Raw genomic sequence first — 15251 nt, 5'->3', positions numbered from 1 at the left:
CCGCTTACTCGTGATCCGGGTCGAGACGACGGCGGCTAATAATACGCAGCAGACGCCACAGCACCCATGCCAGCAATACCACGCTCACCGCGGCCAGAATCGCCAGCAGTACCGGATGGTTCGCCAGCGCATACCAGATACGTTCGAACCACGGCAGGTGGCCCACGTAGTAGATGTCACCCACACGCAGACCGTTCACCCCCGATTCGCGAATCACTGAGACGGAGCCGAAAATCGAGGCGCGTTTACCGCTGTCATTCATCGCGTCGTTTAACAACTCGTAGCCGCGCGGGCTGTCCGCCAGCAGTGCAACCACGCTGCGCTGATCGTTATAAGGCGACTGGAAGCCAATAATGGCCGCCATCGGGCCGCTGGACGACACCGAGGTCTGCGCATCCGCCTGACGATCAACATCATCAGGCATCACGCCAGGGAACGGCGTCTGGCGCAGCGGCGTTTTCACCCAGCTTTGCGCCGCGTGAACCAGCAGGTCGATACGCTTGTCGTCTTTCAGTTTTTCCGGGAGCGCGCCGATGATCATGATGTCGGCGTCTTTCCCCTGAATCTGCGTACCGTCATTGGTCAATGTCACGTTAATGGCCGGGAAGCCCGTTTGCGCACCGACGGTAGCCAGCGAGTCCAGCAGCGTGGTCAGTTGCCCCTCCGTCGGGGTTGGCGGCACCACAACAATGGTTTCAGACAGGTCAGCCATTCGGGTGAACGGGAAGCCTGCATTGGCAAACGCGCGCAGATCCGGCATCGCCAGGAAATGGTAGTACTTCGAGAAGTCGATAGTGGAATCGTCGCCAATCACCACACGGTTTTGCACCGGCTGGAAGGTGACGCAGTTGTCGATAGTGCCACCCGGCATGGGATTCATATACTGGAAGTCAAAGCGCAGTTGGTTAACCGCCCCCAGTTTCAGCGCCGGAATAGAAACATCGGTTTTACCATCCAGCAGCCCCTGTAACACTGGCAGGCGCAGCAGCAGTCGGTTGGTATCCTGATTGCTGACCAGACTGAAATATTGCAGGAACTGGTTGTTCAGGCTGATATCCATGCGCGAATTGTCTTTGGTCGGCGGCGCGGTATAACGATAGTTCAGGTGCATATCGATACCGTTGCTGCGCAAGAGATAGAGATCCGGCGGCAGGTTCAACGCGACATTGATCGACGCCGGTTGCAGGCCCGTGGACTGCAACTGCTCTTCATAGGTTTTCAGTTCACCAAAGGTGACCGCACGGTCAGTGCGTATCCAGTTCGGCGCATCATAGGGTTTGCGCGCCAGCAGTGGTTTCACTTCATCAACGGTGACACTGCTGCCACGGAACAACACGTTCCCCTGAGCGATACCTTTTGCCGCCTGTAACAGGTCTTTGTCATCGCGCCCAAATACCACCAGTAATTTCACATAAGGATTGTTCGGGTGGCTCATCATGGTGATGGTTGGGGCGTTCACCGCCGGTGCGTCACGCAGGAAATCCGGACGCTTGTCGTTGGTGGCGAAAATAATCGCATTACGATCCGGCAGACCGTTGTACATGACCGGGAAGTTCTGCCCCCGCCAGCCGGTACGTGAACCAAACCAGGAGGCAATGACCGCCGCCGCCTGCTGCTCTGCCAGATCCGGCGCACCGGCGAAGACCATCGGCAGCGTTAACGGACGAGTGTCACGCGGGTCGAAGAACGGGATCGGGAAGTGCGACAGGTCGTTTTGCACGGCCAGCGTCTGGTAAGAAAGTTCCAGCGAGCTACTGCGGCCAATATCCATCCACAGCGTCGTGCTGGCCGGGTTTTCACAGACATCGCGATAGTGACCGACAAACTCCAGCCGCACGCGGTTGAAGTCGGTAATGTAAAGCGGGTCGATGGGCACCTGCGCAAAGGTCTTTTTACCCAGTTGTTCTTTGGTGACCGGCAGCACGCCCATCAGTTCGTCATTCAGGTAGACCTTTAACTGCGACTGGACCGGCAGCAGCGACGGTGACGGGGTATATTCGAGATTGAGCAGCGCTTTCGACACCACTTCATCGCTGCGCGTGCCGAACTCAATGCCATTGTTCGGGTTGACACCGCGCAGAACCATACTGCCTGGCGGCGGCGCAATCTCAGCAAACGTCAGCTTGACCTCGCGTGATGGCGCATTTGAAAGCGTCACGCCCGGCGTCACCTGCCCTGTGGCATGGCTTCCGGTTGGGGGTGCCGGTTGCGTTTGTCCCTCTGTCGGGGTGGTAGGGACCAGCGTTTCCGATTGTGTCGGCGCAGGCGTCGCCACCGGCTGTGTCGCAGGCGCGACGGCAGGCACGGTGGGGGCCGCTTGCGCCGCCGGGTTACCGGGTGCCGCATACGTCATCAGGGAGGGTATAGCGCTCATCCCCACAGCCACTGCACAAATCCAGGAAAGTTTTCTTTTCATCGCGTTTTCATCATTGTTGAGCCAATCACGTCACGGGGTGCTGTATTACCGCTTCACGTTCCGGGCGACGCGGTATAAACGACACAATCCAGGCAACCAGCACGGTTAGCGACCGGAAAATCATTTTCACAGACGGTGGAGCAAATTCCGCGAGATGGCGATAACCACGGAAGCCCAGTTTTAAAATATCCATTAAGCTTTCCAGTGGCTTATCTTCCGGGAAGCTGTCCTGCCACAACGCCCATGTATCCGCACGGGCAAACGTACACTGCACAAAATCGATATGCTGTTTCGTGGTCAGCGGCATTAATTGCAGCCCCACCTCATTGCCGGAAACGCGCACGACCATTGTCGGGAAGACATACTCTTGTTGGCCGCGTTTTAAGAGCAGGCTGACTTTCTGCCCTTCCAGTACCTGGGCCTGGCCGTTGATTTTGATCCCCAGGCCGCCGTCGGAGAAATCATGCACGGTACAGGAGAACAGATGACCGTCTTCGCGGGCGATAGCCGCAGGCATGGCGATCTCCACGCGGTGCGCGCGACGAACCTGCTTGCTTTCCACCGATACCGCCACCGCGCCACCGAGAATAATCAGGTTGTAGAACACCCATGCGATACTGACGAAGACCGTTAAAATCTCGTTTTGCGGGCCGTAGAAATAACGCCAGATGCCTACCAGCACGCCGACGATGTTCAGCAAAACAAGGAAGATATAGGGCCGGGAGATAACCCAGTCGACATACTCTTCTTCGACCAGTCCCCCTTTTGCGGTGACGTTGAATTTGCCCTTGTGAGGGTTAAAGAGCGCCACCAGGGTCGGCGGTGCGATATACCAGGCCAGTACGGTTTCGTAGATTTCACTCCAGAACGAATGGCGATATTTACCCTGAATTTTGGAGTTTGTGAGGCTGGCGTGGATCATGTGCGGCAAAACAAACAGCGCAATCATGATGGCTGGCGCATAGATGATGTAGGCATGCAGCAGCAGGAACGCCAGCGGCGCGGTGAGAAACACCAGTCGCGGGATCCCGGAGAGGAAGTGCAGCATGGCGTTGACGTAACACAGACGCTGCGCCAGTTTCAGCCCTTTGCCGAGCAGGGGATTATCGAGACGGAAAATCTGAATCATCCCGCGCGCCCAGCGGATACGCTGGCCGATGTGCGCCGACAGACTCTCCGTTGCCAGACCGGCGGCCTGGGGAATACGCATATAGGCAGAAGTATGTCCTCTGCGATGCAGGCGCAGCGAGGTATGGGCATCTTCGGTGACCGTTTCCACCGCGATACCGCCAATCTCATCCAGCGGACCACGACGAATGACCGCACACGAGCCGCAGAAGAAGGTGGCATCCCACATATCGTTGCCGTCCTGAACCAGCCCGTAGAACAGAGTCCCTTCGTTTGGCGTTTTACGAAAACGGCCAAGGTTGCGCTCGAACGGGTCCGGCGAGAAAAAGTGGTGCGGCGTCTGCATCATCGCCAGATCTTTTTCTTTGATAAACCAGCCCATGGTCATTTGCAGGAAAGAGCGCGTCGGCACGTGGTCGCAGTCAAAAATCGAAACGAAATCGCCTTTGGCATATTTCAGCGCGTTATTGATGTTCCCGGCTTTCGCGTGCTCATGGGTGGTACGGGCGATATATTCCACGCCCACGGTCTGAGCAAACTGACGAAACTCTTCCCGGCCGCCGTCATCAAGGATCCAGATTTTGAGTTTGTCTTTCGGCCAGTCGATACCCATCGCCGCATAGATGGTGTTTTTCACCACATTTAAATCTTCGTTATAGGTGGGCACAAAAATATCGACCGACGGCCAGAGAGCCATATCTTTTGGCAGCGGCACCGGCTGGCGATTAAGCGGCCAGACCACCTGGAAATAGCCGAGAATGAGCACAATCCACGCATAAGTTTCGGCGAACAGCAACACGATGCCGCACACCAGGCTGACCGGATCATCCCAGTTCAGAGTCGAGGTATAGCGCCACCAGATATAGCGGCAGGAGACTGTTAGCGACAGAACGATCAGCATCAGCGCGGAGAAACGCCCCGGAATACGGCGGACCAACAGGGCCACACCCCATAACAGCAGCAAGAAGATCAACTGCGACAGTGGGTTAAACGGCTGGGTAATACAGACAATTGCCAGAATCAGTGAAAAGGTGATGATAATCCCCAGAATGAAACGTCGCGTTCCCCGGCTGAGATGCCCCAGTTCTTTTTGGTTGTCCAGGTGGCGGGTCTGGTCAGAAACGCGGGTGGGCAGAGAATCCAGCCAGCGATGGTAACGTTCGCGCAGCTTATGGACGCGTTCAGGTTTCTGCGCCTGCGCTGCCACATGCTGTGGCAAAGTTGCCAGCAGCCAGAGAACCTGCAACAGGTAACGTGCCGGGTCAAGCGGGCGCGGTTTGTCCGGATTAATGTGTGGAAACAGCGCCTGATGCTGCTCACGCACCCGCTGCCAGCGATCGTTTTCCAGCGGCAGAAACAGCCATGCCAGTGCTACCCAGAAACAGCCGCATGCCGCACTGAACCCCGACGCCTTATTCCGGCGATAAAAGCGGTAGCGCTCGCTTAAGCGGGCATATACCGGGGGGGTCAGAAACCAGGCGGCCAGACGACTCATTCAGGCACCCTCGCGTGTTGTTCCCCTGGCGTGACTGCGGGCGAACAGTGCAGCAGACACCAGTTTGCCAGCGTCAGGATCTCTTCCGCCGCCAGTGAATCACTCCGGTATTCCCCCAACGGTTGTTTGGCTGCCAGACATTCCACCATCGCTTCATCACGGTGGATGAGAACAGGCATCAGGTTGCGCTGGCTTTGAAGCCACACCTGATAAAGGTCATCCTGCAATTGGCTGCCAATACGTAAATCATTAATCAGGATGTGCGCGCCTGTCGGCAGCCGCTGCTGATGCAGGCGGACGTGGCAGTTGGTATCCGGTTTCACCACCGCCAGCGTGTGGTCGCAATATTCAAGAAACTGGCGCGCCAGCGGCGAGCAGCCGTGCGGTAAGTCAACCAGCACCCATTGGTAGCGCTGCTGTGTTTTCAGCGCCTGTAATAGCGTCGTTAGCTGACCAGGCGGATCATATAAGAGGTGCTGGTTTTCCCATTCGGCATCCGTCAGGCGGCCAAAGGGCAGAATGTCGATGCTGGAGGTATAACGCAGGCCCGCGTCGCGCCAGTCTTTGCCGTCGAGAAGCGCGCGCGCCCAACCATCGGGGTGGTCGAAATCAACATTAAATGAGAGGCGCAGGAGGTTATCGGGGCAGGCGTCAATAACAAGTACCGATTCCCCTAAAAGTTGTAATGCCCAGCCAAGCGCCGCGGTAATTGATGTGGTGCCCACACCGCCGCGTACCCCTTGTAACCCCAATACAGCCATCCACGGCTTCCTTATTGTTGACGAGCAAATTCTGCCAGCAGGGGCCAACGTTTAATAGCCGCCGCCAACTGTTCTCGTTGGGAAATATCGGCATAATCTATTTCGGGCAGAGAAAACACCTTACTGAGCGCCAAAAAATCATTTTGAAACGTATAACCCAGCGTCGAATCCATCTGAGTTTTAGGTTCATCGTTATGCATTCAGACACGATCCTTATAATCAGGAAAAGATTGCGTACATTCTTAGTAAGGTATTTGCGACGAAATTCGTTTACATGCTAAATCTGATGTTCTTTAATTTCAATGTTAGGTTTATTTCTCTGCTTTCGCTAGTAAACTGAGATACAGATAAATTACGCGTAGAGGGACACCGTGGACCCCATATTTTCTATTGGCATCCAGTCGCTATGGGACGAATTACGTCACATGCCTGCCGGCGGCGTCTGGTGGATTAACGCCGATCGCGAAGAAGACGCAATTAGCCTTGTTAATCAAACGATTACATCGCAATCTGAAAACGCGAAAGTCGCGGTTGCGGGTATGGGTTATGATTTGCAGAACATCCTCAGATTAGAATCCGATCACGGCCCCAAAAAAATACAACTTTTTTCCATGCCAAATCATGAAAAGGGTCTATACTTTTTCTCCCGCGATTTACTTTGCTCTATTGAACCGGAAAATTATTTACTCATTTTGCTATGCGCAAATAACGCCTGGCAGAATATTTCAGCGGATAATTTACACCGCTGGCTAATACGAATTCATGAGTGGACGAAATATCATAACTGCGCATTGCTGGTAATAAACCCTGCAAACAATAGCGACAGGCAATCATCAGTGTTGATAGGTAAATACCGTTCATTGTTTGGTTTGGCAAGTTTGCGTTATACAAGCGGAACACATCTTTATGATGTGGCCTGGTGGTGTAACGACAGAGGTGTGAGTGCTCAGCAACAACTTATTCTTGAACATCACGATGGTCACTGGCAATTAGCGAAGCAGGAAGAGGCCTCCGTCCAGCCGCGTAGCGATGAAAAGCGGGTGCTCAGTAATGTCGAGGTACTGGAAGGGGCGCCCGCGCTTTCTGAATACTGGACGCTATTCGAAACCAACGAACGCATGTTTAACGAGGCGCGAACCAGCCAGGCCGCGACCCTTATTTTCGCCCTGCATCAGAATAACCAAATCGCAACCATTGCCCGCCAGATTCATACCCTGCGCCGCCAGCGCGGAAGCGCTCTAAAGATTATCGTCCGTGAAACCAAAGCCAGCCTGCGCGCCACCGATGAACGTTTGCTACTGGGATGTGGTGCAAATATGGTCATATCCTGGAACGCCCCACTCTCCCGTTGCCTGACACTCATCGAAAGCGTGCAGGGGCAACAGTTTAAACGCCTGGTACCGGACGATATCTCTACGCTGCTCGCTATGACCTTGCCGCTCAAGCTGCGCGGCTTCCAGCCGTGGACCACGTTCTGCGAAGCGGTAGCCAATATGGTGAATAACACGCTGTTACCGCCAGACGGCAAAGGAGTGCTGGTGGCGCTGCGCCCGGTGCCTGGTATTCGCGTAGAACAAGCGCTGACGCTCTGCCGCCCGAACCGCGCCGGGGATATTGTCACCATCGGCGATAATCGCCTGTTGATGTTTTTGTCGTTCTGTCGTGTGAACGATCTCGACACCGCCCTCAACCACATTTTCCCATTACCTACAGCCGATATCTTCTCTAACCGCATGGTGTGGTTCGAAGACAACCAGATCGCGGCGGAGCTGGTGCTATTGCGGGAAGTCGGGCCGGAAAAATGGGGCAATCCGCTGGCGGGTACAAGCGATGAGCCGAAAATCATGAATGCCGAGCATGACGGGCAAGTCTGGCGACGTATTCCCCACCCCCTGCGACTGTTAAGTGAAGAGACGAGGAGCGCATCATGATGTCCATCGCCGATATTATTGAGCTCGTAATCTTTTGCGCGCTGATTTTCTTCCCGCTGGGCTATCTGACACGCCACTGGCTGTACCGCATTCGTCTTATTGCAAGAATAATGTTTATTAAACCTCGCTACGTTAAACCGGCCGGCATATTGCGTCGGGAATCGTTCGTCAAGGCAGACCGAAAACATGACTAATCAAACGCTGACGCCTTCCAGGCCCTCGACGCTGTGGCAACACTGGCGCGGTTTATCCGGCTGGAATTTCTATTTTTTGGTGAAATTTGGTTTGCTGTGGGCGGGCTACCTTAATTTTCATCCGTTGCTGAACCTGGTGTTTATGGCCTTTCTGTTAATGCCATTGCCCGGTCCGGGCCTGCACCGCCTGCGCCACTGGATTGCCCTCCCGATTGGTTTCGGCCTGTTCTGGCATGATACCTGGCTACCGGGTATCGATAGCATTATGAGTCAGGGCTCCCAGGTGGCAGGCTTTAGCGCCGATTACCTGCTCGATCTGGTAACGCGTTTTATTAACTGGCAGATGATTGGCGCACTGTTCGTGTTGCTGGTCGCCTGGCTGTTCCTGGCACAGTGGATCCGCGTCACGGTATTTGTCGTCGCCATCATGATTTGGCTGAACGTGCTGACGATTGTCGGCCCGGCCTTCACCCTGTGGCCGCAAAGCACCCAGCAAAATACCCTTGCCACAACGGGCGGTACAGTGGCGCCGACCGTCGCGAATACCGCAGCAACACCCGTGGTGGGCGATATTCCGGCACAAACCGCACCGCCAACTTCTGAGAACCTGAATGCCTGGCTCGCCAGTTTCTATGCCTCCGAAGAGAAACGCCAGACGCCGTTCCCGACACAGTTGCCGGCAGATGCACAGCCTTTTGATCTGCTGGTTATCAACATCTGTTCGCTCTCCTGGTCAGATATTGAAGCCGCAGGTTTGTCATCGCACCCATTGTGGTCACATTTCGATATTGTCTTTAAGCAGTTTAATTCGGCCACTGCCTATAGCGGCCCGGCGGCCATTCGTCTGCTACGCGCGAGCTGCGGTCAGACATCGCATAAAAATCTCTACCAGACAGCCGGCGCCCAGTGCTACCTGTTTGATAACCTGGCCAAACTGGGCTTCACCCAACAGTTAATGATGGATCACAACGGCGTGTTCGGTGATTTCCTCAAAGAGATCCGCGACAACGGCGGCGTGCAGGTGCCGTTGATGAATCAGGCAGGCTTGCCGCCGGTTCTGTTGTCGTTTGATGGCTCCCCGGTCTATGACGATACCGCTGTGTTGAACCGCTGGATGGAGAACGAGGCGAACAATAATGGTCAGCGTACCGCAACCTTCTATAACCTGCTGCCACTGCACGACGGTAACCATTTCCCCGGCGTGCGCCAGACGGCGGATTATAAAATTCGCGCCCAGAAATTGTTTGATGAGTTGGATGCCTTCTTCACGCAACTGGAGAAATCCGGGCGTAAGGTGATGGTGGTGATGGTGCCGGAACATGGCGCGGCGCTGCAGGGCGATAAGATGCAGGTTTCCGGCCTGCGTGATATTCCAAGCCCATCGATTACCCACGTCCCAACGGCAATCAAGTTCTTTGGTATGAAGGCACCGCATGAAGGACCTGCGATTGAGATCAATCAACCGAGCAGCTTTCTGGCAATATCAGAACTGGTAACGCGCGTGCTGGATGGCAAGATATTCACCGAAGATCGCGTGAACTGGGATCAGTTGACCAGCTCCCTGCCGCAGACAGCACCGGTTTCAGAAAATGCTAACGCCGTGGTGATTCAGTACCAGAATAAGCCGTATGTTCGTCTGAACGGCGGCGACTGGGTGCCCTATCCGCAGTAGGTTGTTTCCCCTCACCGAAGCAAGGGGGCAATTGTAGCCCGGAGAAGGCGCCTGCGCCGTCGTCCGGGAGGGGGGCTATTCGCGACCAGGCGAGAGGGTTTTCATACTCACCCTCAAGGGAGAGGGTGAGGAGACATCACCAGAAAAAGCGGAAAATTACTGTTGCTGCTGTGCCAGCCAGACCAGCATTTTCAGGCTGGCAGAATAATAATCATCCTGCGCGTTGATTTGCGGCTCGCCAGACGTTTGGCCCATCGTCAAATCACGTACCGCCAGCAAACCGCCATTCATATTGTACGGAGCGGTATCGTTGGTTGTAACGTTCACCCAGGCCGGGGTGCGGCTACGATCATAACCCTGCCACCAGTTGCGCCACGGTGTCAGCAGCGAACTCTGCGGGTTCCACCATGAGAGATACAACGGAATACGAATAGCGTCGAAACTCATGCGCGGCGGCCACTCTTTAGCAGGGCTCAGTTTGCCATCCGCCGACAGTGATACCCAGTCGGTAGGCAAATGCGATTGACCCCAGCCCATTTTGCCAAGCAGCGTGGTGCTATCACGGATCAGATCATTCCAGACCACCAGATGGCTACGGTTGGCGAACGCTTTCCATGCCGGGAAGATAAAATACGACGGGTTCAGGTTCACATAACTGTTGAGATTGAACCCCTTCGCCCCCGGCAGCATCACCCGATAACCCGCAAAATTGATCACCGTATGTTTAATCATCGCCTGGGTAATGGCATCCGATGCGGTGGCATAGCTGTTGTCATTCCAGCGCTGACTGGCTTTTAACAACGCCCATGCAATTAACGCATCGCCATCCGTTGCGTCATTCTTATCGGCAATCGGATCCGGCTCGACGGGATTAAAACGCCAGTAGAACAGGCCATTGTCCTTGTTCCTGAGCGTCTTATCTGTCCATCCCCAGATGCGGTCAAACGCCGCTTTATCATTGCTGGCCACCGCCATCAGCATGGCGAAACCCTGGCCTTCCGTGTGAGAGACGTTTTTATTGCCAGTATCAACAATACGGCCATCCGTCATCAGAAAGCGCGCTTTGTACGTTTCCCAGGCCTGTCCCGCCTGTGAAAACGAGGAAAAAAGCACACTCACCATCATCACCATCATGGCGAAAACACGTTTAAACATACTCAGACTCATTGTGGGTTAGCGTAGCGGAAAACAACGTCCGATACGGAGTAAAGCCGTTCGCGGCTAAAAGCGAGATGCGATTGTCCGCCCTGTCCCTGCAGCCAACGGGAATAAAGCCCTTCCAGTATGGCGCAAAATGCGTAACACCAACGCGTCTGGCTGTTCTCATCCCGGGAAACCGGTAACCCCTGATGGCGGAACGATAATCCCTCTTCGCTGGCATCAATATCAATATAGCCCCAATTAAACTCCGCAAGCAGCGCGTTGATGTTGGTTTCGAGTTCGCCAATGGTTTGTGAGGCAGGCAGAGGAAAACGTTCCGCCAGCGATGCCCCCATCTGGCGCAAAAAGGGTTGGCTTTCCGCTTCCCCTACGTTTCTCACCATGCCATCAACCATTACCGACAGCAGGTCAAACCAACCGGCCGGCGTTTGCTGCCGTTGAAAATAAGACAGCAGTAAAGGATTAGCCGTACTCGACGTCATTATTTATCTCCCAACATATAGCGGAACCAGATCCCGGCAGTACTTTCGTTATAGTCGCCAAAGGTGTCGTAACCGACCCTACCGCCGACGGTCATGTTCTTGTTCAGGTTGTAATCAATCCCTGCCCGGAAGGTGTAGCCAATCCCGTTTTGCGATTTGCTGCCATACTGCGCTTCTTTGGTAAAGCCCATATCAGCCAGTTGCTGCAACATTCTCTGTGCTTCGGGATCGTTCGGGAAATAATCGCTCTTATCCTGGGTGTAGGACTGATATCCCACCGATCCGCCCAGGCTCAGCTTCCAGTTATCGATTTTTTGTGAGAAATCGACAGGTAACGACACGCTGACATAGTTCTGTGGGCTAAAGTAGCCCCCCTGCCCATAGGTGAAGTAGCTGAGGTTTTTCGAGAAATTCATCCAACTGACGCTTAAGCCCGTCTGCAACTGACGGAAATCATCATGCCACGGACGCAGGTACACCCCGGCATTGGCGTTGGCGCTGGTGTTGCTCGCCACGTTATTGCCAATGTAGCTGTAACCGCCGCCCCCCACGAAGAAGCCCGCATCACCGTCGTCATAGCTCAGTTGTACGCTACCGCCGTTTTTCGTCACCTGGCCCCAACTGTCTCCTGAATATTTATCTTTCAGGCCAACATAGGAGAGCAGGCTATCGGTCACTGCGCGGCGTTCGCCGGTCAGAATTAACGTCAGGTAATTGGAGAGTTTCGGCGACCATTTCACCCCGCCCACCAGCGTACTCATGTCCTGACCGAGCGGCGTACTGCCGATATCCACACGGTAGCTATCGCCACTGAGCGCCATATTCAGCTCAACGCCGTTGCCGTTTTGCGAATCCGTTGAGGAGTTAATCGGATCGCTGGAACTCGCTTTATAGCTGGAGGTACTGAGCGCTTTCAGACGGCCTAAATCGGTACCTAACAACCGATCCAGACGTTCAAGGCCAGTATCGGTAAACGGCGACAATTTGTTCGCATCCGCATACCCGGACAGGTCGGTAAACTTGTCCGTCGCGTTGGTATCGGTCGTGGTATTGGCATTGGTGACAGACTGACTGATATTGGTTACCGCATTCGCCAGCGGGTTCGAGCCATAACGTCGCCAGGCATCGCCCGAAGCGGTTCCTGAACTCAAACTGATTGGCGTGGCGGTAAACTCGAAGCGCGACTCACCAAACGGCGAACTTGACCAGGTCAGCGGCGTTTTGGCTTCGGTCAGTTTACTGGTGCCCGACTCACCGTCACGGCCACGGATATCGACCTCGCCCTGCAACCACATCCCTTTCTTCTCATCAAGCTCCTGCATCATGTTATCAACCTGACGCAGCGTGCGGCTTTGCGCGGTCTCGACCGGCAAATCGGTACGGGTTGTGCCCGGTAAACTGCTCCCCGGCTCACGAGCTACTTGCGCGACCTGCCACGGCAGAATAGTGCCGTACAACGCCTGTGGAGAACTCGACTGCGGCGGCGTTTTACTGGTAGTGGTAAACGGATTATCTGCCAACAGTATGCCGCCAATCGTCGGCGTAGCCGCGCTGTTAGACGACTCCAGCCCCACCAGCTTGCCGCGTGCGCTACGTAAGTAGGTCATCGCCTGCTGGTGGTTGCCTTTTGCCTCTTCCAGACGCGCCAGCAACAGCATGCGTTCCGGTGAGCTGTCGCTACGCAGACCGCTGGCAAGGGTGGTGGCCTTCTGCACGTTATTCTCAGACAACGCAACGTCGATAGCCCCCACACGTGCCGCCTGATCCTCGGTATCACGGGTCATCAGATAGTCGTAGAGTACGCCCGCTTCTTTGTTCATTTTGCCTGTCTGGTACAGTCGGCCCATGGCGAACATCAAATCGGTGTTCTGCGGGTCGCTTTGCAGCGCACGGATCAGCTTGTCATACGCCGCGGCGTAGTTGCCCTCTTCACGCAGTTTGTCGGCTTCATTAATCACGTAGCCATTGCGGATCCCCGCAAGCTGAGCAGGCGTACTGCGCGCCTGCAGCTCCGGGTTCGACATCAGGGTTTGCGCTTCCTGAGTAAGCCCCGCCTGGTTCAGTACTGCTATCTGATCGGCATAATCCCCGGCGTTGCCTTGCACCCCATCTTTAATACTGTTGCGCACCAGCGATACGGCGGTGGTGATGTCACCCGAACGGGCAAGCATCCGCGCCAGTTTCCCTGCATCGACCGGGCTTTTCGGCGGCTGACTGGCCAGCGCTTTCAGCGTATTGGACGCCGCGGTCATGTTCCCTTGTGAAAGGTAACGTTCTGCCGTCGCCATTTGCAGGTTGTAATTCACACTTTCCGCCAGATCGCGCATCTGGCTATTACGGCTGGATGGCGGAATACGCGCCAGCAGAGAGTTGGCCTGCTGCCAGGCCCCGCTTTCGCTGGCATAGAGCGCAGCGGCGTACAGTGAGTTGCTGTTAGCACCATCGCGACCCGCCGGGATCATCACCGTGGCCGCTTCACCTTCCTGCCCGGATTTTTGCAGCAGGCGGGCAAGGTCAAGACGCAACCACGGATCATCCGGCACACGGGCAACGCCCTGGCGCAGCACCGAAATCGCCTGGTCAGTATTACCGGCCTGGACCAGTTGCTGTGCCTGACGGCGAATCGGATCGCCAGGCGCCCCCGCGACCACTCGCGGCTGCAGTTTTTCCTGCAGGCTGGCGGGTAAAGTGCGCAGCATCGCCTGCGCTTCTTCCGTTTTATTCTGGTCGCGCAGGACATAATAGAGGTTTTCCCTTGCCGGGGCGTTCTGCGGCTGCTCGTTGAGAAGACCTCGCAGGGTCTGTTCGGCCTGCGAAAAGTCTTTGTTCTGCCGCAGTACAGAAGCACGGAACAGTTTTCCTGCCGTGCCACGCTCCCCGCTCTCTTGTGCCAGCGGGGCCGAAAGCGCCAGCGCCTGGCTAATATTACCCTCTTTCAATGCCTGCTGGGCCTGGGCGAGCTGGCCGTAAAACGCCGCGTCTGCGGCCTGATTTTTACGCTCATCAGAAGCATCCCCACCCTGACTGGCTGCCCGATTCAGGTACTGTGCCGCCGCTTTGTAATCACCGCTACGCTGGGCGATGTAACCCATCCCGGCAAGGGCGTCAGCATCGTTAGGGTTGGTTTGCAGCACCTGCTCAAATTTATTTTTTGCCGCACTGTTATCACCGCTGTTCAGCGCGGTATAGCCCGCGCCTTTCGCCGCACCGCCAACATTTTTACGGTAATAGTTCTGGACATCAGTATCTTGCGGATGGCGCTGTAGCCAGGTGTCGTAGAAGCGCTCATCGCCTGCCTGCGGCCCCAGCCATAACAGCGCCTGACGCAACCCGTCATCAGCCTCTTTACTGCCACTGGCCATCGGTTCGAGCAACAAAATGCCGTCGCGGCGCGTCTCTTCACGCCAGGTCAGGATTTTGCCGAGTGCAATGCGCGCAGAGGTATCCTGCGGGTTATGCATCACGAAATTTTTCAGTTGCGATACGGCCTGCGGATAAAGGGTTTTGTCTCCCGCCATCGTCTGGTAGTACTCAGGGGCGAGGCTGGGTGGCGGCGTATCGCCGTTAAACATGCTGCGCCAGGTCGCCAGCGCCGCCGGTACGTTACCGCTGCGCGCCTGCTGGCGGGCAAGGCTCAATTGCCCCTGCGGAACCTGCGTCAGTTGTTTGGCATTATCCAGCGCCTGCAACCCCGGATCGTCAGGAGAAACCTGCGCCAGCCGCGAACGCCACTGGGACGAGACTTGCAGATCGCCATTTTGCTGCGCCCATAACGCCATCAGGTACATCGCCTGGGTGTTATTGGCATCCACCATCAACACTTTACGCAGCGACTCCATCGCCAGGTCATCGTGGGATTTCTCATGCCAGTAATTCGCCTGGTCAAATAAGGCTTTGAGCGCGGCATCATTCGCGGCGGCATAAGCCAGCCCAGGTATACCGAAAGTGAGCGCGCTGGACAGGCACAGCGTCGTCAAACGGCGGGCGGTTTTTATCATCATTCTTGTCACC

10 protein-coding genes are annotated in these 15251 nt (G+C 55.5%); 3 read left to right on the top strand and 7 right to left on the bottom strand.

Features of this window, described 5'->3' with window-relative positions; all coding sequences use genetic code 11:
- Positions 1 to 4: 4 nt before the first annotated feature.
- Genes bcsB through bcsR form a run of 4 tightly spaced genes read right to left on the bottom strand, consistent with a single transcriptional unit; the run spans position 5 to position 6000 of the window.
- Entirely contained in the window at positions 5 to 2416 is a 2412-nt protein-coding gene (bcsB, locus tag ACS0RQ_RS01140; RefSeq protein WP_271849357.1) for a cellulose biosynthesis cyclic di-GMP-binding regulatory protein BcsB, read from the bottom strand.
- A 25-nt stretch (positions 2417 to 2441) separates the two neighbouring features.
- Positions 2442 to 5039, bottom strand: coding sequence for a UDP-forming cellulose synthase catalytic subunit (gene bcsA, locus ACS0RQ_RS01135; RefSeq protein WP_271849358.1), 2598 nt, complete (start codon positions 5037 to 5039; stop codon positions 2442 to 2444).
- Positions 5036 to 5800 carry a cellulose biosynthesis protein BcsQ gene (bcsQ, locus tag ACS0RQ_RS01130; RefSeq protein ID WP_271849359.1) on the bottom strand — a complete coding sequence of 255 codons (765 nt, stop codon included), beginning with the start codon at positions 5798 to 5800 and terminating at the stop codon, positions 5036 to 5038. The genes bcsA and bcsQ overlap by 4 nt, the downstream gene beginning before the upstream one ends.
- Before the next feature lie 11 nt (positions 5801 to 5811).
- A complete protein-coding gene (gene bcsR, locus ACS0RQ_RS01125) occupies positions 5812 to 6000 on the bottom strand; it encodes a cellulose biosynthesis protein BcsR (protein ID WP_039080217.1) in 189 nt (62 codons plus the stop codon).
- 171 nt (positions 6001 to 6171) lie between these two features.
- Between bcsR and bcsE the strand changes: the two genes are divergently transcribed.
- The 3 genes from bcsE to bcsG are packed head-to-tail and all read left to right on the top strand — an operon-like array spanning position 6172 to position 9597.
- On the top strand, positions 6172 to 7731 hold the full coding sequence (bcsE, locus tag ACS0RQ_RS01120) for a cellulose biosynthesis c-di-GMP-binding protein BcsE (protein ID WP_271849360.1): 1560 nt from the start codon (positions 6172 to 6174) through the stop codon (positions 7729 to 7731).
- Positions 7728 to 7925 (top strand): cellulose biosynthesis protein BcsF, encoded by a 198-nt coding sequence (bcsF, locus tag ACS0RQ_RS01115; protein WP_271849361.1) that lies wholly within the window; start codon positions 7728 to 7730, stop codon positions 7923 to 7925. The genes bcsE and bcsF overlap by 4 nt, the downstream gene beginning before the upstream one ends.
- Positions 7918 to 9597: a cellulose biosynthesis protein BcsG gene (gene bcsG, locus ACS0RQ_RS01110; RefSeq protein ID WP_334634006.1), complete on the top strand. Its 1680-nt coding sequence runs from the start codon at positions 7918 to 7920 to the stop codon at positions 9595 to 9597. The genes bcsF and bcsG overlap by 8 nt, the downstream gene beginning before the upstream one ends.
- Positions 9598 to 9753: 156 nt before the next feature.
- Here the strand turns inward: bcsG and ACS0RQ_RS01105 are convergent, their stop codons facing one another.
- From ACS0RQ_RS01105 to ACS0RQ_RS01095, 3 genes are read right to left on the bottom strand one after another with little or no spacing between them, the layout of a single operon-like run.
- Positions 9754 to 10752, bottom strand: a complete 999-nt coding sequence (locus tag ACS0RQ_RS01105; protein WP_271849363.1) for a family 8 glycosyl hydrolase — start codon at positions 10750 to 10752, stop codon at positions 9754 to 9756.
- A gap of 8 nt (positions 10753 to 10760) precedes the next feature.
- Entirely contained in the window at positions 10761 to 11240 is a 480-nt protein-coding gene (bcsD, locus tag ACS0RQ_RS01100) for a cellulose biosynthesis protein BcsD (protein ID WP_025760132.1), read from the bottom strand.
- On the bottom strand, positions 11240 to 15241 hold the full coding sequence (locus ACS0RQ_RS01095; RefSeq protein ID WP_271849364.1) for a cellulose biosynthesis protein BcsC: 4002 nt from the start codon (positions 15239 to 15241) through the stop codon (positions 11240 to 11242). The genes bcsD and ACS0RQ_RS01095 overlap by 1 nt, the downstream gene beginning before the upstream one ends.
- Positions 15242 to 15251: the final 10 nt, after the last annotated feature.

It is taken from the genome of Phytobacter diazotrophicus (assembly GCF_052061655.1).
GTDB classification, from domain to species: domain Bacteria; phylum Pseudomonadota; class Gammaproteobacteria; order Enterobacterales; family Enterobacteriaceae; genus Phytobacter; species Phytobacter diazotrophicus.
Note: the sequence above shows the minus strand (reverse complement) of the source record. Positions and strands in the feature narration are given on the sequence as shown.

Excerpts from the sequence above, each read along its gene's own strand:
- bcsB (WP_271849357.1), bottom strand. The coding sequence starts at position 2,416 with ATGAAAAGAAAACTTTCCTGGATTTGTGCAGTGGCTGTGGGGATGAGC.
- bcsA (WP_271849358.1), bottom strand. The coding sequence starts at position 5,039 with ATGAGTCGTCTGGCCGCCTGGTTTCTGACCCCCCCGGTATATGCCCGC.
- bcsQ (WP_271849359.1), bottom strand. The coding sequence starts at position 5,800 with ATGGCTGTATTGGGGTTACAAGGGGTACGCGGCGGTGTGGGCACCACA.
- bcsR (WP_039080217.1), bottom strand. The coding sequence starts at position 6,000 with ATGCATAACGATGAACCTAAAACTCAGATGGATTCGACGCTGGGTTAT.
- bcsF (WP_271849361.1), top strand. The coding sequence starts at position 7,728 with ATGATGTCCATCGCCGATATTATTGAGCTCGTAATCTTTTGCGCGCTG.
- bcsG (WP_334634006.1), top strand. The coding sequence starts at position 7,918 with ATGACTAATCAAACGCTGACGCCTTCCAGGCCCTCGACGCTGTGGCAA.
- ACS0RQ_RS01105 (WP_271849363.1), bottom strand. The coding sequence starts at position 10,752 with ATGTTTAAACGTGTTTTCGCCATGATGGTGATGATGGTGAGTGTGCTT.
- bcsD (WP_025760132.1), bottom strand. The coding sequence starts at position 11,240 with ATGACGTCGAGTACGGCTAATCCTTTACTGCTGTCTTATTTTCAACGG.
- ACS0RQ_RS01095 (WP_271849364.1), bottom strand. The coding sequence starts at position 15,241 with ATGATGATAAAAACCGCCCGCCGTTTGACGACGCTGTGCCTGTCCAGC.